Source organism: Mesorhizobium album, from assembly GCF_033977205.1.
GTDB lineage: Bacteria > Pseudomonadota > Alphaproteobacteria > Rhizobiales > Rhizobiaceae > Mesorhizobium > Mesorhizobium album.
This window is the reverse complement of sequence record NZ_JAVIIW010000015.1, coordinates 98,477-120,862: the sequence shown is the minus strand read 5'-3', so window position 1 is coordinate 120,862 and position 22,386 is coordinate 98,477. Positions and strand designations below refer to the sequence as shown.

The following is a 22,386-nucleotide window of genomic DNA, read 5'->3' as shown; positions in this document are numbered from 1 at the left end:
GGACCGGCTGACCGGTCCCCGACAGGCGCCTCTTAAGCTTCGAGCCAGAGGTACTCCGCCATCGCGTAGCCCATCATGCCACCGAGCGGGTTCGCTTCCAAACCCTTCACCTTGCTGGAGAGAGCGTCGACATTGGAAATGTAGGCCGGGATGATGGTGCCTGCCTCCTCGGCGATCATGGTCTGCATCACGCCATAGATTTCCTTGCGCTTGGCCTGATCGAGCAGGCCGCGCGCCTCGACGAGCAGCTTGTCGAACTTCTCGGACTTGTACTGGCTTTCGTTCCAGGGCGCGTTGGAGGCATAGAGCAGCGAGAACAGGATGTCCGGCGTCGGGCGCGGATTGATGTTGCCGAAATGAACCGGCGCCTTGAGCCAGTAATTGTCCCAATAGCCGTCGGAGGGGACGCGCTGCACATCGAGCTTCATGCCGATATCCGCGCCGGCGGCCTGGATGATCACCGCCATGTCGATCGACGAGGTCGCGGCGTCGGAGGCGACCACGGGGATGGACTGCCCGAGCAGGCCTGCCTTCTGGAAGTGGAACTTCGCCTTGTCCGGATCGAAAGCCTTCGGCTTGAGGTCGGCATTGTGGAAGATGTTCGCCGGCGAGACGGGCTGGTCGTTGCCGATTTCGCCGAGGCCGCGCAATGCCGATTTGACGATCTGCTCGCGGTTGACGAGATACTTCATGCCGGCCACGAAGTCGGTCTTGCTGCCCGGATCCATGTCGAGCCGGATGTTGAGGTCGGTGTAGTTGCCCGATGTCGTCTTCGACAGCTCGAAGCCCTGCTGGCTCGCCAGCAACTTCATCGAGCGCGGATTGATCGAGGCCGCAAAATTGATGTCGCCGGAAATCAGGGCGTTGACGCGGGCGCTGTCGTCGGTGATGGCGATGAATTCGAAGGAATCGAGATAGGGCTTGCCCGACTTCCAGTAGTTTTTGTTCTTGGTGACCACCGAACGCACGCCCGGTTCGAACGTCTGCAGCACGAAGGCGCCGGTGCCGTTGCCCTTGGAGAAGTCGGTGGTGCCGTCTGCCACGATCATGAAGTGATGCAGCGCCAGGATGGTCGGGAGGTCGGCATTCGGATCGGCGAGCGTGATTTCCACGGTCGACTTGTCGACAGCCTTGAAGCCGGTCATCTGCGCCGCGATCTTGGCGACCTTCGAGCCGACCGCTTTGTCGAGATGGCGCTTCAGCGAGAAGACGACGTCGTCGGCGGTGAGGTCCTTGCCGTCATGGAAGGTGACGCCTTTGCGCAGCTTCACGGTCCAGGTCTTGGCGTCCTTGCTGTCGAAGCTTTCGGCCAGCTCCATCTGCGTCTTGCCGTCCTTGTCGAGGAAGGTCAGGCGATTGTAGAGCGAGCAGCAGCGGACATAGTCGGTGGAGAGCGACGCCTTTGCCGGATCGAGGGTATCGGCGGTCGAGGATGACCAGCCGGCCGCCTTGAAATTTCCGCCGGAAACCGGCGTGGCGGCGACAGCTTGCGTGGCGCGGCCGAGCACCACGCTGCCCGCGGCAACCGCGGCGCCACCGGCCAGCAGCATCTTGAGGAGTTCGCGGCGGCTGGCGCCCCGTCGAATGGCGTTCTCGACCATGGCATCGTCTGCTCTGGTCCAGTTCGTGATCTTGTCGGTCATGTCATTCCCCTTTCTGATGGTTTCGCCGGAATGCTCGTCTTATCGCGCGCTTTCCGGGCTTGGGCTCAGGTTCGTTCCTTCAGGCTTTCCCGCACGGCCGATGCAAAACCGGCCATTGAGGTGAAGTGGTAGTCCGGCACGGTGAAGCGTTCCGGTTCGATCGTGCCGCCATAGCCTTTCTGGGCGTGTCGGCGCTCGATCCAGCAGTTGGTCATGCCGAGGGTTCGGGATATGCCGATGTCGTGATACTGGCTTTGCGCGACGTGCAGGATGGCGTCCTTGCTGTCGCCGCGGGAGGCCACGAAATCGAAGACCTTCTGGAAGAAGGCCGGGTCCGGTTTCTCCGTGCCGGTATCGTCGGCCGTAAAGGTGGCGAAAAAGAGCGATCCGAGTTGCTTCTCGAAATGATCGAGCGCCCAGCGCCGGGCATTGGTCATGGCAATCAGCTTGTGGGATTTCGCAAGGTCGGCCAAGGCCGCCGCACTGTCGGGGAAGCCTTGCCAGGTGCTGGCCGAATCCCGCAGGCGGATGCCGTATTTCTCCTCGGCCGGCAGGCCGAGCCGCGGCGCGATGACCATGTAGACACGCGCCAGATCGTCCGGGAACAGGCCCGCATCGGGCATGTAGCGAGCCTGCCGGTAAAGGGCCAACGCCTCCTCGCCGTCGATGGAAACACCTGCTTCCGCGGCGATGCCGGCCAGGCAACTCGTGATGCCGCCCTCGAAGTCGATCAGCGTGCCGACCACATCGAAGGTCATGTATTTGAATTCGCTAAAGCCCCTGGCCAAAACTGGCTCTCCTCTGCGCGCGGCCGAATTGCATCATGTTGAACAGAACAAAATTCCGTGCTGTCCGGGGCGTCGGCCTCTTTCAAAAGCCCGGAAATTCGGGCTTTCTGGCCTTGTCTTTAAAAGCAGTCTGGCACTTCCCCCGCGCTGGATTCGCCGAAAAGGCGCAGGGCTGCGGCACAAAATTGCGAAATCGTCCGCCCCGGCGATATTTCGAGACGCGAAATATTGGCCGCCCGTCATGCCAGCGCCTGGCGGACATCGGCATCATCCAGCGTCTGGTCCAGCGTTCGGCGCGTACGTTCGATGATCGCATCGATGTCGCTGTCGGTGCAGCAGAGCGGAGGTGCATAGCCGAGGACCCCATGCGCAAAGGCACGGATGATGAGGCCATTGTCCCAGGCGCGGTCGAAGATGCGCCGCGCCGGCATCGCCGAGGCAGGAAGCGGCGTCTTCTTCTTTTTGTCGACCACCATCTCGATCGCGGCAAGCATGCCGCGGCCGCGCACATCGCCGACGAGCGGGTGGTCCCTCAGGTCCTCCAACCCCCTCATCAGGCGGGCACCGGCCCTAATGCCGTTCTCCAGCAGGCCGTCCTCATAGAGCTTCAACACTTCGAGCGCGACGGCGGCGCTCACCGGATGGGCGGAATAAGTATAGCCGTGGCCGACCGCAGCGTTGCCCGCGCCATCGGCGATGACGTTGTAGACATGATCGCTCAAGAACACGGCGCCCATCGGGACATAGCCCGAGGTCAGGCCCTTCGCCGTCGTCATGAAATCGGGAACGATGTCCTCATCCGTGCAGGCGAACAGCGGCCCGGTGCGGCCGAAGCCGGTGATCACCTCATCGGCTATGAATAGGATGCCGTACTCGCGGCAGAGCTCGCGCATCGCCTTGATCCAGCCTTTCGGCGGGACGATCACGCCGCCCGAGCCCTGGATCGGCTCGGCATAGAAGGCGGCGACCCGCGCCGGCCCGATCGCCTCGATCTTGGCTCTCAATGCGGCGAGCGATGCGGCGATGATCGCGTCACCGTCTTCGCCCACCGGATTGCGATAGGGATAGGGCGAGGGGATCTTGTGCTGCCATTCGAAGGGAATGCCGAAGCCGGCATGAAAGGCGGGCAGCGCGGTCAGGCCCGCGCCGACCACCGACGACCCGTGATAGCCCTGCTCGATGGAAATGAACTGGTCACGCTTCGGCTCACCCTTGGCACTCCAGTAGTAGCGGACGAAGCGGATCGTGCTGTCGACCGCGTCCGACCCGCCGAGCGTGAAATAGATGTGATTGAGATCACCTGGCGCGCGCTCGGCCAATTCCGAGGCGAGCCTGATGGCCGGCTCCGAGCCAAGGTCGAAATAGGCGGTGGCGTAAGGAAGCTCGCGCATCTGCCGGGCAGCCGCCTCGACGATGCTGTCGTGCCCATAGCCCGCGTTGACGCACCACAGCCCCGCGAAACCGTCGAGGAGTTGCCGGCCGGACGCATCGGTCACGGTCGCCCCCTTTGCCGATTTCAGCACGCGCACGCCGAGCGCCTCATGCCCGCGATAAGAGGCGACCGGATGGATGAGATGGGCGCGGTCGAGTTCGATCAGGGAATTGGCGAGCATTGTTGTCCTCCGGTTAGAGCATGATGCCGAAAAGTCTGAAGCGGTTTTCGGACGACATCATGCTCTATCTCTTTGATTTAGAGCCGGATTCAGATCTCGGATCGACTCGATCCGAAATCATCCGGCTCTAGCCGAGCGCCTGGTTGGCGAGGGCGTAAACTTTTGGCCTGACCTGTTCGAGGCCGTTCTTGGCGGGACGGTCCATGGCGACACCGCCGCCGACATGGGTGAGGCCAATTTCCGCGAGCCAGCCGGCGATGCCGGTCCTGCTGTCGGTATCCACGCGCAGGAAGGCGCGGGGCCGAGACGCGGCGAAGAAGCCGATCAAGGACTTGGCGTCGTCGGCATTTCCCGCGATGACCGGGCCGATCACTTCGCCGCGTCCGAACGGGCGGATTGCGGCATAGGCCTCGATGACGCCATTGCGGCGAATGACGGCGAATTCGCCCCGCTCGGCCAGCGCGTCGATCAGGGCTTCACGGTCGGCGCCGTAGGCGTCGCGATCCAACGCCTTGATTTCCGGCAGATCGTCAGCGCTTGCTGCTTCCACGCCGTCGGGCGCGCCAAGCTCGGCGACGTTGCCCTGATGCTGCAGGATCGTGGCCGAGGGTACAAAGCCGAGCTTCTGATAGAGCGGCATGCCGTCCGTCGTCGCGACGAGCCGCAGCGGACGGTCCTCGGCAAGGGCGAAGGCCTGTTCCATCAGACGGCGCCCGAGCCCCTTGCCTCGCGCGTTCCTGTCGACGATCACCATGTTGATCATCGCGCAATCCGCGCCGTAGGGCGTGACCAGGATGGTTCCGGCGACCCGGCCATGGTCGTCGAGCGCAACCGCGCCGCTCGAGAGCTGCAGCGCCATCTGCCAGTCTTGCGGGCGGTGCGGCCAATTCTCCTGACGAGACAGCGCCACCGCGCCCTCGATATGGTCCGGTCCGAAGTCCTGGAGCTCGATCTCGCCTTGCTGCATGAGGCATCCCTTTATCTGCCCCAAGTCTCGGCCATTGCCGCGCCGCAGATCGTCTGAAGGTTTCGACTTCGGCAGTATCATTCGCCGTTGCGCGGGGGGCGCGCCGCATCTTGTGCTGGCGCCTGTCGAACTGGATGCGCTTCACGCCACCGACCGGCGCGTCAATCGAGGCTCAAGATGCTACAGCGTGCCAAACCGGGTGGCGGATACGGAACTTTCTGCTTCAGGGAGGCGCTTTTCGGTCAGGTGGCCCGCCGTCTGCCGGCCTATGATGAAACACATCCCAGCGCGGATGTGCTTCCACCGGAGATCGACGGACATGGCTTCTTTCAGGCCCAAATACATCACCTTCGACTGCTACGGCACGTTGACCAATTTCCAGATGGCGGAAGCGGCACGCGACCTCTATGGCAGCCGGCTCGACGAGCCGCGCATGCGAGAATTCATCAAGAACTTCGCGGCGTATCGGCTCGACGAGATTCTGGGCGACTGGAAGCCTTATGCCGACGTCATCCACAACGCGCTCGAGCGCGCCTGCAAGCGCAACGGGGTCGCCTTCAGCCCCGACGACGCCAGGATGGTCTATGAGCGCGTCCCGACCTGGGGGCCCCACGCCGACGTTGCGGCGGGGCTTTCGAAGGTCGCCAAGGAAATTCCGCTGGTCATCCTCTCCAACGCGATGAATGCGCAGATCATGTCCAATGTCGAGAAACTCGGCGCGCCGTTCCATGCCGTCTACACGGCCGAGCAGGCGCAGGCCTACAAGCCGCGCTTCAGGGCTTTCGAATACATGCTCGACAGGCTGGGCTGCGGCCCGGAGGACATCCTTCACTGCTCGTCTTCGTTCCGCTACGACCTGATGTCGGCGCACGATCTCGGCATCAAGAACAAGGTCTGGGTCAATCGGGGCCACGAACCGGCCAACCCCTATTACGGCTATGTCGAGATCGCCGACATTTCCGGCCTTCCGGGCGTGGTCGGGCTTTGAAACAGGCGGATTGCCGATGAAGTTCGTCTCCTACTGGCATGACACCGCGCCCGCATTTTCTGGCGGGGCTCAAGGCCCGGTCGAGGGGCACTACGATGCCGCCGTCATCGGCGGCGGCTTCACCGGTCTCGCCGCCGCGCGCCAGCTGGCGAAGGCCGGCGCCAAGGTGGCAGTACTGGAGGCGGAGCGGGTGGGCTGGGGCGCATCCGGGCGCAATGGCGGACACCTGAACAACGGCCTCGCCCACAGCTACCTGTCGGCCAAGGCGGAGCTCGGCAAGGAACGGGCAATCGCGCTCTACCGGGCGCTGGACGATTCCGTCGACACCATCGAGGCGCTGGTCGCCGAGGAAGGCATCGACTGCAATTTCCGCCGCGCCGGCAAGCTGAAGCTCGCCTCCAAGCCGCAGCATTTCGAATCAATCGCCCGCAACTTCGAAGCCGTCCATGCCGAGGTCGATCCGGACACGGCGCTGCTGTCGGCGGCCGATCTCAAGTCCGAGATCGGCTCGCCGTTCCATGGCGCGATGCTGTCGAAGAAGAGCGCGATGATGCATATGGGCCGCTATGCGGCCGGCCTGGCCGCGGCGGCTGTCCGCCACGGCGCCGTCATCCACGAGAACGCGAAGGTGACGGATCACAAACAGACCGGCAAAAGGCACGAACTGGCCACGTCCCGGGGCCGTATCAGCGCCGACAACGTGCTGGTAGCGACCGGCGCCTACACGACGCCGAATTTCGGCTATTTCCGCCGCAGGATCATTTCCGTCGGCAGCTTCATCATCGCCACGCGGCCGTTGAGCGACGCCGAGATCGCCGCGACCATGCCGGGCAACCGGACATGCGTGACCTCGATGAATATCGGCAACTACTTCCGGCTTTCGCCGGACAACCGCCTGATCTTCGGCGGTCGCGCACGCTTCTCGGCGACGTCGGACCAGCGCTCCGACGCCAAGAGCGGACAGATATTGCGGGCAAGCCTCGCCGCGATCTTCCCGCAGCTCGCCAAGGTCGAGATCGACTATTGCTGGGGTGGGTTGGTCGATATGACCAAGGACCGCTTCCCGCGGGCCGGCTATCATGACGGCGTCTGGTACGCGATGGGCTATTCCGGCCACGGCGCGCAGCTTTCCACCCATCTCGGCATGATCCTGGCCGATGCCATGCTCGGCCGCGAGGATCGCAATCCGATGAAGGGGCTCGAGTGGCCTGCCATCCCCGGCTATTCCGGCAAGCCCTGGTTCCTGCCGATGGTCGGTCTCTACTACAAGGCGCTCGACCGGGTTCAGTGATAATTCCCCGCGGCCGGGCTTTGGCAAACCGCCTCAGCCCAGCCCGCCCATATGAAAACTCTTCATCTCGAGATATTCCTCGATGCCGGCCTGGGCGCCCTCGCGCCCGAGGCCGGACTGCTTGACGCCGCCGAAGGGAGCCACCTCCATCGAGACCGAGCCGGTGTTGAGACCTACCATGCCGAACTCGAGCGCCTCGCCAACGCGCCAGGCGCGTTTCAGGTTTTCGGTGTAGAAGTAGGAAGCAAGCCCGTAAGGTGTGCCGTTGGCGAGCGCGATCGCCTCCTCTTCCGTCTCAAAACGGAAAAGCGGCGCGACCGGGCCGAAGGTTTCCTCACCGGCGAGCTGCATCTCTTTTGTGGCGCCCGTCAGCACCAGCGGCGCGACATACTGAGGGCCCTCCGGCAAGGCCGGGTTCTTTGTGACGATCGTGGCGCCCTTGGCGAGTGCGTCCTCGACATGGCGCTTGATTTTCTCGATCGCCGCCAAGTTGATCATCGGGCCGATGGCGACGCCGGCTTGAGTGCCGGGCCCCACCGTCATTGCGTTGACGCGAGCGCTCAGCTTCGCGGCGAAGGTTTCGTAGACACCGGCCTGGACGAGGATGCGGTTTGCGCAGACGCAGGTCTGGCCGCCATTGCGGAATTTCGAGGCGAGCGCGCCCTCGACGGCGAGATCGAGATCGGCGTCGTCGAAGACGATGAAGGGTGCGTTGCCGCCGAGCTCGAGGCTGAGCCGCTTCACGCTGTCGGCCGCCCCGCGCATCAGCAGCGAGCCGACGCGCGTCGAACCGGTGAAGGAGATCTTGCGCACGGTCTCGTTCGCCATGATCTCGTTGCCGATCTCGGCCGGCATGCCGGTAACGATGTTGATGACGCCGGCGGGAATGCCCGCCCGTTCGGCGAGCACGCCGAGCGCCAGCGCCGAATAGGGGGTGAACTCGGACGGCTTGATGACAACCGTGCAGCCGGCCGCCAGCGCCGGCGCGACCTTGCGGGTGATCATCGCGTTGGGAAAATTCCACGGCGTGATGATGCCGCACACCCCGACCGGCTCCTTCAGCACGATGATGCGGCGGTCGCGCGTGGGCGAGGGGATGGTGTGGCCGTTGATGCGGCGCGCCTCCTCGGCGAACCATTTGACGAAGGAGGCGCCGTAGCGGATCTCGCCCCTGGCCTCGTCCAGCGGCTTGCCTTGTTCCGTGGTCAGGATCAGCGCGAGATCGTCAAGATGCTCGAGCATTAGGCCATGCCAGGCCTCCAGGAGGGCAGCGCGCTCGGCATTGGTCCTCCTCTTCCAATCCCGATAGGCGGAAGCCGCGGCCTCTATGGCCGCGCGGGTCTCCGGACCAGCCATGTCGGGCACTGTGCCGATCGATACCTGTGTCGCTGGATCGATGACATCGACCGTTCTGCCGGAAGCGGCCGCGACCCATCTGCCGCCGATCAGTCCCGCTTCGCGCAAGAGAGTTTTGTCTTTTAAGGCTTTCATCGAAAACGACCTTGCAATCAGTTGAGCGCCGCGACGACGGCGGCTGTGATGACGTCCGTGCGGTCTTTGCCGGGAGTGGTTCCAATGCCCCGAGCCGTTGTCTCTTCAATCGCTTTCATGACGCGGCCGGCTGCATCCTTTTCGCTGAGATGATCGAGCATCATCGCGCCGGACCAGATGGCGGCGATCGGATTGGCGATGCCGAGATGAGCGATGTCGGGGGCGGAGCCGTGCACCGGCTCGAACATGGACGGCGCCGAACGATCCGGATTGATGTTGGCGGAGGCGGCGTAGCCGAGACCGCCCTGAATCGCGGCGCCGATGTCGGTCAGGATGTCGCCGAAGAGGTTGGAAGCGACGGCCACATCAAGGCTTTGCGGTTCCATGATCATACGTGCGGCGAGCGCATCGACATGATAGCTGGTTACGGTGACGTCGGGATACTCGGCTGCCAGCCTTCGCGTGATCTCGTCCCAGAAGACCATCGAGTATTTCTGCGCGTTGGACTTGGTGACGGAGGCGAGCCGGCCGCGCCGCGCCCGTGCCTGCTCAAAGCCGAAGCGCAGGATGCGCTCGACACCGGCGCGGGTGAAGATCGAGGTTTCCACCGCGACCTCGTCCAACGTGCCTTGATGCACGCGTCCGCCGGCGCCGGAATACTCGCCTTCGGTGTTTTCGCGGATGCAGAGGATATCGACGCTCTCGGCCCGCAGCGGCCCCCTTACACCCGGCAGCAGGCGGTGCGGCCGGATATTGGCGTATTGCACGAACGCCTTGCGGATCGGCAGCAGCAGGCCGTGGAGCGAGATTGAGTCCGGCACCTCCGCCGGCCAGCCAACAGCGCCGAGAAGGATGGCGTCGAAGCCGCGCAAGGTCTCGATGACGTCCTCGGGCATCATGCGGCCGGTCTCCTTGAAGAAGCGGCAGGACCAGGGAAATTCGGTTGCTGTCAGGCCAAAGCCAGAGTGTTTGGCCGCCGTTTCCAATACGGTCCAGGCGGCGGCGGTCACATCGCGGCCTATGCCGTCACCGGGGATCAGGGCGATCGAGTAAGACTTCATCGGCATCTCTTCATAGGCTGATCAGGACGCTCTTGGTCCTGCGATTGGCGAGATAGGCCTCGCGGCCGAGATCCTTGCCGATGCCCGAGCGCTTGTAGCCGCCGGTCGGCAGGATGTGGTCGCGCGAGCGGCTGTAGCGGTTGACCCAGACGGTGCCCGCTTCGAGCTTGCGCGCGAGACGGATTGTACGCGACAGGTCGCAGGTGAACAGGCCGGAAGCCAGCCCGTAGGTGGGGTGGCTGGACAGCGCCAGCGCCTCCTCCTCGGTCTCGAAGGTCTGGACGGTCAGGACCGGGCCGAAGATCTCCTCGACGATCGCCGGGTTGTCCTGGTCGACATTGGCAATCAGCGTTGGCTTGTAGAAATAGCCGGGGCTGTCCATGGCGCCGCCGCCAGCCAGGCATTCGCCACCGGCCTCGACCGCGGCCCGCACGATGCCGTCGACACGTGCCCGCTGTCGTTCCGAGATGATCGGCGAATACTGCGTCGCCTCGTCCCAGGTCGGACCGGGCCGCACCGCCCTCATCCGCTCCAGGATGGCGACCGTCAGCCTGTCGGCCACGCTTCTTTCCACGATCAGCCGCGTGCCGGCCACGCAGGCCTGGCCCGCGTTGAAGGTGACGCTGCCGGCGATCGCCGTCGCCGCCTTGTCGAGGTCGGCATCGGCAAAGACGATCTGCGGACTCTTGCCCCCGAGTTCAAGAGTCATCGGCTTGACGCCGGTGCGGGCGACATTCTCCATGATGGCCGAGCCGGCGCGCGTTGAGCCGGTGAAGCTGACCTTGGCGATCTCCGGATGGCCGGTTAGCGCAGTCCCGGTCGTCGGACCGTCGCCCAGCACCACGTTGACGAGTCCTGCCGGCAGACCGGCTCTGACGGCGAGCTGCGCCATGTAGACAGCGGAAAACGGCGTCATCTCGGACGGCTTCAGCACGACCGCATTGCCGGCGGCCAGCGCCGGGCCAAGCTTCCAGCCGGCCATCGAGATCGGAAAATTCCAGGGCGTGATCGCGCCGACGACGCCATAGGGCTCGCTCATGATCATGCCGAGATTGGCGTCGTCGGTCGGCACCAACTCGCTGCCTTCCTTGTCGGCGAATTCGGCGAAGAAGCGGATCTGCTCGGCGGTGATGGCGATGTCGCCGGCAACGAGCTGGCCCACGGGCCGGGTCGAGCACAGCGCCTCGATCCTGGCGAGCGTTTCGGCTTCCGCCTCGATGAGGTCGGCCCAGGCCTGCAGCGCCCGGGTGCGCTCGCGCGGCCGAACTCCGCCCCAGTTGCTCGCCTTCAACGCCATCTTGGCGCTTTCCACGGCGCGGTCGACGATGTCGATGCCGCCTACGGGACAGGCGGCGTATGCCTTGCCGTCCGACGGACGACGCATCTCGACGCCGCCCTCGCCCGCGACCAGTTCGCCGCCGATAAAATGGCCGACGGGGAGGGAGACCGCGTCCGGATCAAAGCTCAAGCTCATAGCTAACCACTCTGCAGCGTTGGCCGGAGCCTAGCGCGCACCGGCAAGCAGCATGCGTCGTTCGACGTATCGCGGCGGACGATTGTTGCGTGCTGGCCGCGCAGGACGGCAAAATCTGTCGCGACGGCACACTTCATGCGGACCTGCTATCCCACCGTCACGTAGATCTTGCGCACCGTTTCGATGGTCTTCCAGACCCCGACGAAGCCCGGCTTCATCACGAACCTGTCGCCGGCGCGGTAGGTCACTGGCGTGCCAGCGTCGGGGGTGATTTCAATGACCCCGGAAAGGATGTGGCAGAACTCGAATGTCTCCCCCTTGATCGATCGCGTCTCGCCCGGCGTCGCCTCCCAGACGCCGGTATGGACGAAGTCGTCCTTGGCGACGTCCTGTGCCCAGGTCTTGAAGGCGGGGTTGCCGGCAATCAGCCGTTCGGGCAGCGCGCTGGATTCGCGTGGCTGGAAGACTGGATCGGTATCGATGGTCTTAAGCAGGGACAAGGAGTGGTCCTTCATGTTGGATTTTCAATACCCGCGCGAACGGTCGACGAGCCCGACGGGATCGAGACCGGCGCGGTGACGCCTGATGTTGTCGATGACGGCGCGCGCGGCGGTCGCCGGCTGAGTGACACTGGCGACATGCGGCGTCAGGATGATCTTCGGATGCGACCAGAATGGGTGGCCCGCCGGCAGCGGTTCGGGATCGGTCACGTCGATCATCGCCGCCGACAGATGGCCGCTGTCGAGCGCGGCGACAAGCGCTTGGTGGTCGAGCTGCGGCCCCCGGCCGGTGTGGATGAGCGCTGCGCCTTCAGGCAGTTTCGCGAACAGGTCGGCGTTCAGGAAACCGCGCGTATTCTCGGTCAGCGGCAGCAGGCAGACCAGTATGTCGCTTGCCGCGAGCATCTCATCCAGCCCAAGCTCGCCATGATGGCAAGTCACGCCCTCGATCTGCCGCGGGGAGCGGCTCCAGCCGGCGAGCGGGAAGCCGAAGGGTTTCAATCGGTCGAGGACGGCCTGGCCGAGTTGGCCGAGGCCGAGGACGCCGATCCGGCGCGACCCGGCCTGAGGCTGCGGAATGTCGCGCCATTCGCCGGCGCGTTGTTGCGCCAGATAGGCCGGCAGGTGGCGGTGGAGCGCAAGCACGGCCAGCGCCGCATACTCCTGCATCATGCGCACGATGCCTTCCTCCATCATGCGCACGATCTTCACCTGCGCCGGCACCGCGTCGAAGCGGAACTGATCGACGCCGGCGCCGAGGGAAAACAGGATCTCCAGGTTCCTGTAGCGGGCGAGGTTTTCCGGCACCGTCCAGGTGATCAAATAACGCACGGCGTCGGGATCGACCGTCGCGGCGTCCATGGCGAAGCGGAGGTCCGGCAGTTCCTTGGAGAAGGCCTCGGCAAAGATCACGCCGCGTCGCGGGTCGGAGTTAAACAGGAAGGTCATTCCGTGTGTTCCTTCAAGCCGAGCAGCGGGCACCCAGCGCTTCGATTATCCGCTGGCAGGCGGCAAGCTCGCTGGCGAGAATGTATTCGTCGGGCTTGTGGGCGCGGCTGATATCGCCGGGGCCGCAGATGATCGCATCGAAGCCGGCGGCCTGGTAGAGCCCGGCCTCCGTCCCATAGCTGACGGCGGCTAAAGGCGCTTCGCCGGTCAGCTCGTGTAACAGTCCCGCCAGTGCCGCGTCTTGCGGCAGCGACAGCGCCGGATAGGCGCTGATCGGCATCCACTCGACTTGAAAGCCTTCGGCTGTAACGGTTTCGGCGCACGCCTTGATCGGGGCGAGCAGGCTGGCCGGGTCGACTCTGGGTATGGCGCGCGCCTCCAGGTCCAGAGCGCAAGTGTCGGGGATGATGTTGACCGACTGCCCTCCGGCGATCACGCCAGCCTGCAGCGAAGAATAGGGCGGCTCGAAGGTCGTGTCGAACGGACCGTGCCTCAGCCGCTCCGCTTCGATGACGGCCGCGCTCAGCACATCGGCCATGGCATGAATGGCGTTGAGGCCGAGATCGGGCCGCGAGGAGTGGCCGGAGCGCCCTTTGACGATCACACGGGCGGCCGCCTTGCCCTTGTGGCCGCGCACGGCGCGCATGCCGCTCGGCTCGCCGACGATGACGCCGAGGGGCTTCGCGCAAAGCTCGGGAAGGCGGGCGATCAAATGCGGCACGCCCCGGCACCCGATCTCCTCATCATAGGAGAAGGCTAGGTGGATCGGTCTGGCGAGGCGCAGGCCAGCTAGGTGCGGCACAGCCGCAAGGGCAGCGGCAAGAAACCCCTTCATGTCCGTCGTGCCGCGTCCGTAGAACCGTTCGCCCTCCCGGCGCAGCGTAAAAGGGGCCGAACTCCATTGCGGCTCGCCGGCAGGCACAACGTCCATGTGGCCGGACAGGATGTAGCCCGAGACATCGATGGGGCCGATCGTGGCGAAAAGATTGGAACGGTCGCCTTCCGGTCCTGGGAGCAGGGTGACCTTTGCTCCTTGTTCGGCAAGATGGGCCTCGATCCAGCTGGCGATATCACCGTTCGCCCTGCCGGCAACCGATGGAAAGGCGACGAGACGGTCGAGGATGTCGAAGACGTTCATTCCAGCCCTCAAGGCAGTTAAGGTTCGCCGGCATCGATGCCGCTGCTGGTGAATTTCCGCAGAGGATGTGTGCGTTCCTTCGCGATTGCATGCCGAAAGCGGAAGTGTTTCAGTTGAATCTTGCGTTGGTGCACGGCTTTCGAGCAAATCGTATGGGGTTTGCTTGTCTAGCGTTGGCGGGCAGGGCGGCGGTCTGTCGCCCGTTGATTTTTGAGGGTTCTTTCAGGGCTATGAAAGTGAAGCCGTCCGAAAGCTTGAAAATCGATGCCTTCTCGATGCGTATCGGCGATGTCCAAGATGTCGAACTGGACCGGTTGCACGCGCTCTCGCTCTCGGTGGGATGGCCGCATCGGGCCGAGGACTGGCAATTCCTGCGTGAGGTCGGACAAGGTTTTGTGGCGCTCGATGAGATCGGCCGGGTTCTCGGTTCGGCCATGTGGTTCTCGCATGGCGCCAATTTCTCGACCGTAGGCATGGTCATCACCTCGCCGCGGCTTCAGACGCTGGGGGCGGCCCAATGGCTGATGAAGCGGGTCTTCGATAAGGTCGCCGGGCGTGACCTGCGCCTGAATGCAACCCGTGCTGCACGGCGGCTCTATCTCTCCCTCGATTTCCAGCCGGAGAAGACCGTCTACCAATGCCAGGGGGTTGTCCATGCGATCGGGTCGGCAGGCCTGGAAAGGGCGGTTGGCGAGGTGCGGCGATTGCGGGCGGAGCATGTGCCGGCGATCGTCGCGCTCGACGCCGCCGGTTTCGGGGTGCGCAGAGAAGCACTTGTGCAAAAGCTGTTCGACCAGTCCGTCGGCTACGGGCTCTTCGACAGCGGCGCACTCAAGGCCTTCGCCTTGTGCCGCCCGTTCGGCCGCGGCCATGTCGTCGGTCCGGTCGTGGCCGTGCAGGACGCCGATGCCATCGCGGTGGTCCAGCCGCACGTGGCTGATCATTCGGGCAGCTTTCTGCGGGTGGACACCCATATGGGGAGCGGCGAGTTCGCCGGCTTTCTGTCGCACAGCGCAATGCCGGTCTTCGACACCGTACTGACCATGTCGATGGGCAAACGCCTTGCCGATTTCGCCGCCGGCGGCGCTGCTGCACCGACGACCTATGCGCTTGCCAGTCAAACTCTGGGATAGCTTCGATCCAGAGCAGCCGGACGCGACCTTTTTGGCGGCTTCAAGGTTTTCGCGGCATCGCGTCACCGGTGTCGCTTTCGCCAGACGCAAGGTTGCGAATGTGAGGTCCGGGGGCTATGCCGGAGCCGACACTCCCTGACGAGAAGGCAGAGCCGATGAAAGTCCTTTCCTCCTCCAAATCGCATGGCGGCGTCCAGGGCGTCTATTCCCACGCCTCCGAAGTCTGCGCCTGTGACATGACCTTTGCCGTCTTCGCGCCGCCCCAGGCCGCGGCAGGCCACGTGCCGGTGCTCTGGTATCTGTCGGGGCTCACCTGCACTCACGCCAATGTCATGGACAAAGGGGAGTATCGCCGCATGGCGTCCGAGCTGGGGCTCGTCATCGTCTGTCCCGACACGAGCCCGCGCGGGCTCGATGTGCCTGACGAAAAGGACAATTGGCAGTTCGGCAGCGGCGCCGGCTTCTTCGTCGACGCGACGCAAGAGCCTTATGCGAAAAACTACCGCATGTATTCCTATGTCACCGAGGAATTGCCGGCGCTGGTCGCCGCCAATTTTCCGGTCGACATGGCCCGGCAGTCGATCTTCGGCCATTCGATGGGCGGGCATGGCGCGCTAACGATCGCCTTGAAGAACCCGGACAGGTTCAAGAGCTGCTCGGCCTTCGCGCCGATCGTGCAGCCGACGACGGCGGGCTGGTCGCGGCCGGCGCTGGAAAAATATCTTGGGCCCGACGAGGCGAACTGGCGCGCCTATGACGCCACGCTGCTGATCGAGGACGGCTACCGCCTCGGCGAGCTGCTGGTCGACCAGGGTACCGAGGATGGCTTCCTCCAGGACGGCCTGCGCCCATGGCTGCTCGAAGAGGCCTGCAAGAAGGCCGGCATCGATCTGACGCTGCGTATGCAGGAAGGTTACGACCATTCCTACAACTTCATCTCGACCTTCATGGACGACCACCTGAAGTGGCACGCCGAGCGGCTGGCGAGATAGCTTGTCGCTGCACGATGTCGTCCTAAGCATGGTTTGGGCTGCCTTGCTGCGCTGCGGCCCATTGGCTCGGGTGCAGCGCATGCCGCGGCCGGCGCGCTATTTCGCGGACCGGGACGGCTTGGGCGACCGCAGCAGAAGCGCGAGCGGCACCAGCAACGCGGTGGCGATCGCGGAGTAGCGGAAGACGTCGACATAGGCGAGGAGCGTCGCCTGGCGGCCAATGATCTGGCCGACCCAGCCGATCGCTTGTGCCTTGGCCTCGACGGCAGGGGAGCCTTGTGCGGCGAAGAAGCCACCAACCTGCCGCAATGTCTGCTGGTACGTGGACGATGATTGCACGGTGTTTGCAATCAGGTTGGACTGATGCAGCTGAGCATTCTGCGCGATCACCGTGGTCGTCAGCGAGACGCCGATGCTGCCGCCGATGTTGCGAGCAACGTTGATCAGCGCGGAAGCCTGGTTGGTCTTGCTCGGCGGCAGGCCGAGATAGGCCGCCGTCGTGATCGGAATGAACAGGAAGGGCAGGCCGACCATCAGGAAGACGCGGGCAAAGGCAAAGAAGCTGAAGGTCGCATCCGGCGCCAGCGCGGTCATATGCCAAAGCGCTAACGCCACCACCGACATGCCCATCATGATCAGGTATTTCGGCTGCACGAAACCGGAGACAAAGCCGGAAATAGGCATCAGCATCAGCATCGCGATGCCGCCCGGCATCATCGAAAGCCCCGACAATGTCGCGGTATAATCGAACGCGGTCTGCTGCAGCTGCGGCATGAGCTGCGTCGTGCTGAACAGCACGGCGCCCACCGCCATCATGACGAGGAAGGCGGTGCCGAACTGGCGCATGAAGAGCAGCCGCATGTCGACGATCGGATCGCGGTGCGTCAGCTCCCACGGGATCAGGATGAGCAGCGAGATGGCGGAGATCACGGCGAAGCTGGTGATGAAGCTCGAGGAGAACCAGTCGTTGCGCTGGCCCTCGTCGAGGAAGACTTCCAGGCATCCGAGCGCCAGCGTCACCAGGATGAAGCCGACCCAATCCACCTTAAGGCCGTCTTTCAGCCTCTCCCGGCGCTCGCGTTCCAGCACGGCCGGCTCGACCACCAGCCATTGCACGAGCGCCAGCGAAAGAATGCCGAAGGGCACGTTGATGAAGAAGATCCAATGCCAGGAGAAATGATCCGTCAGCCATCCCCCGATCGTCGGGCCGACCGTCGGCGCGACGATGACCGCGATGCCGTAGAGCGCGAAGGCCTGCGAGCGCTTTTCGGGCGGGAAAGTATCGGCAAGGATCGATTGCTCGCTCGGCGCCATGCCGCCGCCGCCAAGCCCCTGAAGGATGCGGAACAGGATCAGCATTTCGAGATTGGGCGCCAGGCCGCAGAGCAGCGATGCACCGGTGAAGGTGGCGACGCAGAGCATGTAATAGCGCTTGCGGCCGATGACGTCGGCCAGCCAGCCGCTGATTGGGATGATCACCGAGCTGGCCACAAGATAGGTGGTGATGATCCAGGTGCTCTCGTCCAGTCCGGCCGCAAGGCTGCCGGCAATGTGGCGCAGCGCGACATTGGCGATCGAGGTGTCGAGCACCATCATGAAGGTCGCGATGGAGACGACGATCGCGATGAGCCATGGGTTGCGTCCGCCGGCGGCGGAGCGGCTTTCGCCGCCATGGGCCAGCGCTGCGTCGGTCATCGCACCGTCACCGTCGGCACCACCGACATGCCCGGACCGAGATAGGCGTCGGGCGGCTGGTCGAAGACAATCTTCACGGGCACGCGCTGCACGACCTTGACGAAATTGCCGGTCGCGTTCTCGGCCGGCAGAAGGCTGAAGGCGGTGCCGCTGCCGGCCTGCACGCTGTCGACGCGGCCGTGGTAAGTCTTTTCCGGATAGGCGTCGATGGCGATGTCGACAGGCTGGCCCGGCCGCATCAGGTCGAGCTGCGTCTCCTTGAAATTCGCCTTCACCCAGACGTTCTGCGGAACGAATATCATCAGCACCTGCCCGGGCTGCGCATAGGTGCCCTTTGCAGCCGTGATGTTGGTCGCCCGTCCGGCCACCGGAGCAACGATGGTGGTGCGCGCAAGCGTGGTCCTGGCCTGGTCTTCGCTGGCACGTGCCTGGCGCAGCTTGGCTTCGGCGCTTTTGCCCTGTGCCTGCAGCACGGCAAGCTGGCTCTTTGCGGCCTCTGCATTCGCCGTCGCCGTGTCGAGCGCCGCCTGGTCCTGGCGCAGCGTTGAAGCGGCCTGCTGCGCCTGCTGCTCGGTCGCCGTGCCTTTTGCCAGCAGCTCGCGGTTGCGCTGATCCTCGGACTTGGCGAATTCGAGCGCCGCCTGAGCCTGCGCGACCTGCTTCTGCGCGGCGCCGATCTTGGCGTTCTGCGCTTCGGTCTGGGCCTCGACATTGGCGATCTCGGCCTGCGCCGCCGCCACGCTGGCCTCCGCCTGCTTGAGCGAAGCCTGGTAGTCGCTGTCGTCGATGCGAAGCAGGACCGCGCCCGCCTGTACCGGCTGATTGTCGGTGACGGCCACGTCCGTGATGCGGCCCGCTATTTCGGCGCCGATGGTTACAGTGCGCGCGTCGATGAAGGCATCGTCCGTCCATTCGTAGTTGCGCGCGTTCAGCCACCATAGCGATGCGCCTGCCGCCGCCGAAAGCACGACAAGCAGGACGGCTCCCGCTCTGAAAGGATGCCGTTTGATGGATCCGGACAGGGCGCGGGGCCGCTTGTCCTGCGAAGCGTTTCCCCCTCCGGGAGACGCTTCGGTCCTTTCCTGGGAGGTATCGGCCCTGGCTCTCCGTCGGGTGTTGGAGGGCGGCGATCGCCTATGCTGCGAGTTCTTGTCCCGCTTGTCGGAGCGGCGCGCCTTGCGCTGCGTCTCGTCCACGGGTTCGGCAACTGGAGAATTCGTATCCACCGGCTTGACTCTCGATGACGAGTGAAAATTGGGCGGCGCCGTTGCGCATCGCCAAACAGAGGTCAACAGCCCGCGTTCGGAAAGGTTCCTTTGCCGCCACAACCGGCGCTGCCTCTGCCCCCAAGCACCAAAGACCTAAAAGGCCTGGGCGAGCTGGGCAATGTCGGCACGGCCGCGGCCGTCGCGAGCGCGGTCTATCACGCGACCGGCAAGCGCATCCGCGATCTGCCGATCAGGATCGACCAGCTTATCGCTTGACCATGCCGGCGCCGGCGATCGCGCGTCACCGCGCGCAAAACAGCCTGCGGGCCGCGGCGGCGTCGGCGGGGCTGTAGCCAAGCCGCTCGATCGCGCTTGCGACTGGCTCGACCAGCGCCGCGTTGCGGCTCGCCAACTGGCCGTCAGGCAAGTGAAGATTGTTCTCGAAACCGACCCGCACATGACCGCCAAGCAATGCGGCCGCGGTGACGCAGGCCGCTTCGTGCCTGCCGAACGCACACACGCTCCAATTGGAAAATTGCGGCGCGCCGGGCGCTAGGAAAGGCAGCAGGTCCGACGGCTGCGAGGTCTGCGAAACGGTGTAGCGTCCGAGCACGTAGAGGACCGGGATGCCGGTCCAAGGCACCGAGCCGCGCTGGATCATATTGGCCAGGCGAACGGCTTCGGATGCGTCGTAGAGGATGATCTGCGGCAGCACGCCGTGTTCCTTCATCCAGCCCACCAGATCGGTGAAGGCCGGCTCTGACGCCGCGTCGGGGGCAAGCTCGCGAAGCGCAAGTGAAGCGGCCTCGGGCCGCACCGCCTTGAGAACCGCCGCCTGTTCCGCCGGGCTGTAGATGCCGAGCGCCTCGGTGGTGATCTGGATCACCAGACGTTCGCCGACTTCCGCGCGGATCGCCGAAATGGCCTCTCTGTAAGCATCGGCGTCGAGCAGATGACGCCCGTCCGGCCGGCGTATGTGGACATGGATCATCGCCGCGCCGGCCTCGAGGCATTCGGCGGCGGTGCGCGCCAGTTCGGTCGCCGTCAGCGGTATTGCCGGATGGTCGGCCTTCGTGCGCCGGCCGCCATTCGGCGCCACGGCAATCACGACCTCGCGCGGCGCATCAGCGCTCATTTCGCACCTCGATCAGGTTATGATCCATTACAATCATTTAATACGTATATGAAACACATGTTGCAATAGGCTTTGTTTTGGGTTATTCGGTCGTCCATGCAAGAAGCGCCGCTCGCCGAAAGGATCGTGGAAGCCTTCGACACCATGTCGGAGCAGCTGCAGGCCGCCGCGCGCTATATTCTTCATTCGCCGCGCGAGGTGGCGCTGCTGTCGATGCGGGAGCAGGCGCGGCAGGCGCAGGTGCAGCCGGCCACCATGACGCGCCTTGCCAAGCATCTTGGTTTCTCGGGCTATGAGGACGTGCGCCAGCTTTACGCCGACGTCCTGCGCAACGACATGACGGGCTTTGTCGGACGCGTCGGCACACAGGCGAGGAGCCAGGCGCTCAAGGGCGACCACGTGCTGGCCGCCGACATGCTGAATGGCGTGTGCGCGCAGATCGGCGCCCTTTCGCAGCCGGGCGCCCTGGACAGTCTGGTCGGCGCGGCAAAGCTGCTTGCGGGAGCGCGGCGCATATATTGCCTTGGCCTGCGCTCAAGCCATACGCCGGCCTGGCATCTGCACTATGTGCTGTCCCTTGCCGGCAAGCAGTCGACCATGCTCGACGCCGTCGGCGGTATCGGCGCCGATGCGCTGGGCAGCGCGACGCGCGACGACATATTGGTCGCGGTCAGCGTGCTTCCCTACACGCGCCAGACAGTCGAGCTGACCGAATATGCGCGGGAATGCGGCATCCCTGTCGTCGCCATCACCGACAGTCCGGTCGCGCCGCTGGCCCAGCTTGCCGCCTGCACCGTCGTCGTCTCCACCGACAGCCCGTCCTTCCTCCACACCATGTCGCCGGCCTTCGTCGTCGCCGAGATCCTGGGCTCGCTGGTCGCCGGTCACGCTGGCGATGCGGCCGGCGAGGCGCTAGCCAGAGTGGATCGGCAGTCGGCGGCGCTCAACACCCACCTCAAGACCAGGGTGAAACGATCGTGACCCGCCTTCTTCATCGCGCCATTCATGGGAAAATGCCGGTCGCCGTCGGCGGCAAGGGCATCGAGCTCTTCGATGCCGAGGGCAAGGCCTATATCGACGCTTCCGGCGGCGCCGCCGTCTCCTGCCTGGGACATGCCCATCCCGCGGTCATTGCGGCGCTCCACGAACAGCTCGACCGGCTGGCCTACGCGCATACCGGCTTCTTCACCTCGGAGGTGGCCGAGCAGCTTGCCGACCTGCTCGTCGCCGACGCGCCGACCGGCCTCAGCCATGCCTATCTGCTCAGCGGCGGCTCGGAGGCCGTCGAGGCGGCGCTGAAGATGGCGCGGCAATATTTCGTCGAGATCGGCGAGCCGCAGCGCCGGCACATCATCGCGCGGCGGCAAAGCTATCACGGCAATACGCTCGGCGCGCTCGCCGCCGGCGGCAATGAGTGGCGCCGCGCGCAGTTCAAGCCGCTGCTGATCGAAACCCATCACATCGACCCCTGCTACGCCTACAGGCTGCAGGAGACCGGCGAAAGCGACGAGGCCTATGCGGCGCGCGCCGCCCAGCAGCTCGAGGATAAGATCCTCGAGCTCGGCGCGGGCGAAGTCATCGCCTTTGTCGCCGAGACCGTCGTCGGCGCCACCGCCGGCGCGGTGCCGCCGGTGGCCGACTATCTCAAGCGCATCCGTGCCATTTGCGACCGCTACGGCGTGCTGCTGATCCTCGACGAGGTGATGTGCGGCATGGGCCGTACCGGCACCCTTCATGCCTGCGACCAGGACGGCGTGGCGCCCGACCTGATGACCATCGCCAAGGGTCTGGGCGGCGGTTACCAGCCGATCGGCGCGGTGCTGCTGTCGCAGAAGATCTTCGACGCCTTCGCCAACGGCTCCGGCTTCTTCCAGCATGGCCACACCTATATGGGCCATCCGATGGCGGCAGCAGCCGCGCTCGCCGTCCAGCAAAACATCAAGCGCGATCGCCTGCTCGCCAACGTGGTTGCGATGGGCGACGAGCTCGAGCGCCAACTGACCGAGCGCCTCGGCAACCATCATCACGTCGGCGACATTCGCGGCCGCGGGCTGTTCCGCGGGGTCGAACTGGTGGCCGACCGCCCCAGCAAGCGTCCCTTCGACCCGAAGCTGAAGCTCAACGGGCGCATCAAGAAGGAAGCCATGGCGCGCGGCCTGATGGTCTATCCGATGGGCGGCACGATCGACGGCCGCCTGGGCGACCATGTGCTGTTGGCGCCGCCCTTCATCGTCCAACGCAACGACATCAGCCGCATCGTTGAAAGGCTCGGCGATGCGATCGACGCGGCACTCGCGTCGCTTCCAACCACATAGAGCCAA

Annotated in this window: 20 protein-coding genes; 7 read left to right on the top strand and 13 right to left on the bottom strand. The window is 64.7% G+C overall.

The window, feature by feature from the left end; translation table 11 throughout:
- Positions 1 to 32: 32 nt before the first annotated feature.
- From RFN28_RS14960 to RFN28_RS14945, 4 genes are all read right to left on the bottom strand, one after another.
- Positions 33 to 1,643: an ABC transporter substrate-binding protein gene (locus RFN28_RS14960; RefSeq protein ID WP_320288103.1), complete on the bottom strand. Its 1,611-nt coding sequence runs from the start codon at positions 1,641 to 1,643 to the stop codon at positions 33 to 35.
- Positions 1,644 to 1,708: 65 nt separating this feature from the next.
- Positions 1,709 to 2,401: an HAD-IA family hydrolase gene (locus RFN28_RS14955; RefSeq protein ID WP_430678079.1), complete on the bottom strand. Its 693-nt coding sequence runs from the start codon at positions 2,399 to 2,401 to the stop codon at positions 1,709 to 1,711.
- Between the two features lie 269 nt (positions 2,402 to 2,670).
- Positions 2,671 to 4,044 (bottom strand): aspartate aminotransferase family protein, encoded by a 1,374-nt coding sequence (locus RFN28_RS14950; protein WP_320288101.1) that lies wholly within the window; start codon positions 4,042 to 4,044, stop codon positions 2,671 to 2,673.
- 127 nt (positions 4,045 to 4,171) lie between these two features.
- Positions 4,172 to 5,011, bottom strand: a complete 840-nt coding sequence (locus RFN28_RS14945) for a GNAT family N-acetyltransferase (protein ID WP_320288100.1) — start codon at positions 5,009 to 5,011, stop codon at positions 4,172 to 4,174.
- Positions 5,012 to 5,330: 319 nt separating this feature from the next.
- On the opposite strand from RFN28_RS14945, the gene RFN28_RS14940 reads away from it, so the two are divergent.
- Both RFN28_RS14940 and RFN28_RS14935 read left to right on the top strand, forming a co-directional pair.
- Complete coding sequence (locus RFN28_RS14940) at positions 5,331 to 5,999, top strand: haloacid dehalogenase type II (protein WP_320288099.1); 669 nt, start codon at positions 5,331 to 5,333, stop codon at positions 5,997 to 5,999.
- 16 nt (positions 6,000 to 6,015) lie between these two features.
- Complete coding sequence (locus tag RFN28_RS14935) at positions 6,016 to 7,290, top strand: NAD(P)/FAD-dependent oxidoreductase (RefSeq protein ID WP_320288098.1); 1,275 nt, start codon at positions 6,016 to 6,018, stop codon at positions 7,288 to 7,290.
- Between the two features lie 33 nt (positions 7,291 to 7,323).
- Here RFN28_RS14935 and RFN28_RS14930 read toward each other — a convergent pair whose 3' ends face one another.
- The 6 genes from RFN28_RS14930 to argE all read right to left on the bottom strand — a co-directional run bounded on the left by RFN28_RS14930 (position 7,324) and on the right by argE (position 13,902).
- Positions 7,324 to 8,781, bottom strand: a complete 1,458-nt coding sequence (locus RFN28_RS14930) for an NAD-dependent succinate-semialdehyde dehydrogenase (protein ID WP_320288097.1) — start codon at positions 8,779 to 8,781, stop codon at positions 7,324 to 7,326.
- Positions 8,782 to 8,798: 17 nt separating this feature from the next.
- On the bottom strand, positions 8,799 to 9,842 hold the full coding sequence (locus RFN28_RS14925; RefSeq protein WP_320288096.1) for a tartrate dehydrogenase: 1,044 nt from the start codon (positions 9,840 to 9,842) through the stop codon (positions 8,799 to 8,801).
- Between the two features lie 10 nt (positions 9,843 to 9,852).
- Entirely contained in the window at positions 9,853 to 11,316 is a 1,464-nt protein-coding gene (locus tag RFN28_RS14920; protein WP_320288095.1) for an aldehyde dehydrogenase family protein, read from the bottom strand.
- Positions 11,317 to 11,462: 146 nt separating this feature from the next.
- Positions 11,463 to 11,816, bottom strand: coding sequence for a cupin domain-containing protein (locus RFN28_RS14915; RefSeq protein ID WP_320288094.1), 354 nt, complete (start codon positions 11,814 to 11,816; stop codon positions 11,463 to 11,465).
- Positions 11,817 to 11,840: 24 nt separating this feature from the next.
- A complete protein-coding gene (locus RFN28_RS14910) occupies positions 11,841 to 12,764 on the bottom strand; it encodes a 2-hydroxyacid dehydrogenase (protein ID WP_320288093.1) in 924 nt (307 codons plus the stop codon).
- A gap of 13 nt (positions 12,765 to 12,777) precedes the next feature.
- On the bottom strand, positions 12,778 to 13,902 hold the full coding sequence (argE, locus tag RFN28_RS14905) for an acetylornithine deacetylase (RefSeq protein WP_320288092.1): 1,125 nt from the start codon (positions 13,900 to 13,902) through the stop codon (positions 12,778 to 12,780).
- Between the two features lie 230 nt (positions 13,903 to 14,132).
- Here argE and RFN28_RS14900 point away from each other — a divergent pair, with 230 nt between their 5' ends.
- Both RFN28_RS14900 and fghA read left to right on the top strand, forming a co-directional pair.
- The gene (locus RFN28_RS14900; RefSeq protein ID WP_320288121.1) at positions 14,133 to 15,035 is read left to right on the top strand and encodes a GNAT family N-acetyltransferase; all 903 of its coding nucleotides are present in this window, start codon (positions 14,133 to 14,135) and stop codon (positions 15,033 to 15,035) included.
- Between the two features lie 155 nt (positions 15,036 to 15,190).
- The gene (fghA, locus tag RFN28_RS14895; RefSeq protein WP_320288091.1) at positions 15,191 to 16,027 is read left to right on the top strand and encodes an S-formylglutathione hydrolase; all 837 of its coding nucleotides are present in this window, start codon (positions 15,191 to 15,193) and stop codon (positions 16,025 to 16,027) included.
- A 96-nt stretch (positions 16,028 to 16,123) separates the two neighbouring features.
- Here fghA and RFN28_RS14890 read toward each other — a convergent pair whose 3' ends face one another.
- Positions 16,124 to 17,722, bottom strand: a complete 1,599-nt coding sequence (locus tag RFN28_RS14890) for a DHA2 family efflux MFS transporter permease subunit (protein ID WP_320288090.1) — start codon at positions 17,720 to 17,722, stop codon at positions 16,124 to 16,126.
- Positions 17,719 to 18,690 (bottom strand): HlyD family secretion protein, encoded by a 972-nt coding sequence (locus tag RFN28_RS14885; RefSeq protein WP_320288089.1) that lies wholly within the window; start codon positions 18,688 to 18,690, stop codon positions 17,719 to 17,721. The genes RFN28_RS14890 and RFN28_RS14885 overlap by 4 nt, the downstream gene beginning before the upstream one ends.
- A gap of 348 nt (positions 18,691 to 19,038) precedes the next feature.
- On the opposite strand from RFN28_RS14885, the gene RFN28_RS14880 reads away from it, so the two are divergent.
- Complete coding sequence (locus RFN28_RS14880) at positions 19,039 to 19,206, top strand: hypothetical protein (RefSeq protein WP_320288122.1); 168 nt, start codon at positions 19,039 to 19,041, stop codon at positions 19,204 to 19,206.
- Between the two features lie 25 nt (positions 19,207 to 19,231).
- Here the strand turns inward: RFN28_RS14880 and RFN28_RS14875 are convergent, their stop codons facing one another.
- Positions 19,232 to 20,065 (bottom strand): beta-keto acid cleavage family enzyme, encoded by an 834-nt coding sequence (locus tag RFN28_RS14875; RefSeq protein ID WP_320288088.1) that lies wholly within the window; start codon positions 20,063 to 20,065, stop codon positions 19,232 to 19,234.
- Positions 20,066 to 20,161: 96 nt separating this feature from the next.
- Between RFN28_RS14875 and RFN28_RS14870 the strand changes: the two genes are divergently transcribed.
- Both RFN28_RS14870 and RFN28_RS14865 read left to right on the top strand, forming a co-directional pair.
- Positions 20,162 to 21,046, top strand: coding sequence for a MurR/RpiR family transcriptional regulator (locus RFN28_RS14870; RefSeq protein ID WP_320288087.1), 885 nt, complete (start codon positions 20,162 to 20,164; stop codon positions 21,044 to 21,046).
- Complete coding sequence (locus RFN28_RS14865; protein ID WP_320288086.1) at positions 21,043 to 22,380, top strand: aspartate aminotransferase family protein; 1,338 nt, start codon at positions 21,043 to 21,045, stop codon at positions 22,378 to 22,380. Before RFN28_RS14870 ends, RFN28_RS14865 begins: the two co-directional genes overlap by 4 nt.
- The last annotated feature ends 6 nt before the right edge of the window (positions 22,381 to 22,386 follow it).

Excerpts from the sequence above, each read along its gene's own strand:
- RFN28_RS14960 (WP_320288103.1), bottom strand. The coding sequence starts at position 1,643 with ATGACCGACAAGATCACGAACTGGACCAGAGCAGACGATGCCATGGTC.
- RFN28_RS14955 (WP_430678079.1), bottom strand. The coding sequence starts at position 2,401 with ATGACCTTCGATGTGGTCGGCACGCTGATCGACTTCGAGGGCGGCATC.
- RFN28_RS14950 (WP_320288101.1), bottom strand. The coding sequence starts at position 4,044 with ATGCTCGCCAATTCCCTGATCGAACTCGACCGCGCCCATCTCATCCAT.
- RFN28_RS14945 (WP_320288100.1), bottom strand. The coding sequence starts at position 5,011 with ATGCAGCAAGGCGAGATCGAGCTCCAGGACTTCGGACCGGACCATATC.
- RFN28_RS14940 (WP_320288099.1), top strand. The coding sequence starts at position 5,331 with ATGGCTTCTTTCAGGCCCAAATACATCACCTTCGACTGCTACGGCACG.
- RFN28_RS14935 (WP_320288098.1), top strand. The coding sequence starts at position 6,016 with ATGAAGTTCGTCTCCTACTGGCATGACACCGCGCCCGCATTTTCTGGC.
- RFN28_RS14930 (WP_320288097.1), bottom strand. The coding sequence starts at position 8,781 with ATGAAAGCCTTAAAAGACAAAACTCTCTTGCGCGAAGCGGGACTGATC.
- RFN28_RS14925 (WP_320288096.1), bottom strand. The coding sequence starts at position 9,842 with ATGAAGTCTTACTCGATCGCCCTGATCCCCGGTGACGGCATAGGCCGC.
- RFN28_RS14920 (WP_320288095.1), bottom strand. The coding sequence starts at position 11,316 with ATGAGCTTGAGCTTTGATCCGGACGCGGTCTCCCTCCCCGTCGGCCAT.
- RFN28_RS14910 (WP_320288093.1), bottom strand. The coding sequence starts at position 12,764 with ATGACCTTCCTGTTTAACTCCGACCCGCGACGCGGCGTGATCTTTGCC.
- argE (WP_320288092.1), bottom strand. The coding sequence starts at position 13,902 with ATGAACGTCTTCGACATCCTCGACCGTCTCGTCGCCTTTCCATCGGTT.
- RFN28_RS14900 (WP_320288121.1), top strand. The coding sequence starts at position 14,133 with ATGAAAGTGAAGCCGTCCGAAAGCTTGAAAATCGATGCCTTCTCGATG.
- fghA (WP_320288091.1), top strand. The coding sequence starts at position 15,191 with ATGAAAGTCCTTTCCTCCTCCAAATCGCATGGCGGCGTCCAGGGCGTC.
- RFN28_RS14890 (WP_320288090.1), bottom strand. The coding sequence starts at position 17,722 with ATGACCGACGCAGCGCTGGCCCATGGCGGCGAAAGCCGCTCCGCCGCC.
- RFN28_RS14875 (WP_320288088.1), bottom strand. The coding sequence starts at position 20,065 with ATGAGCGCTGATGCGCCGCGCGAGGTCGTGATTGCCGTGGCGCCGAAT.
- RFN28_RS14870 (WP_320288087.1), top strand. The coding sequence starts at position 20,162 with ATGCAAGAAGCGCCGCTCGCCGAAAGGATCGTGGAAGCCTTCGACACC.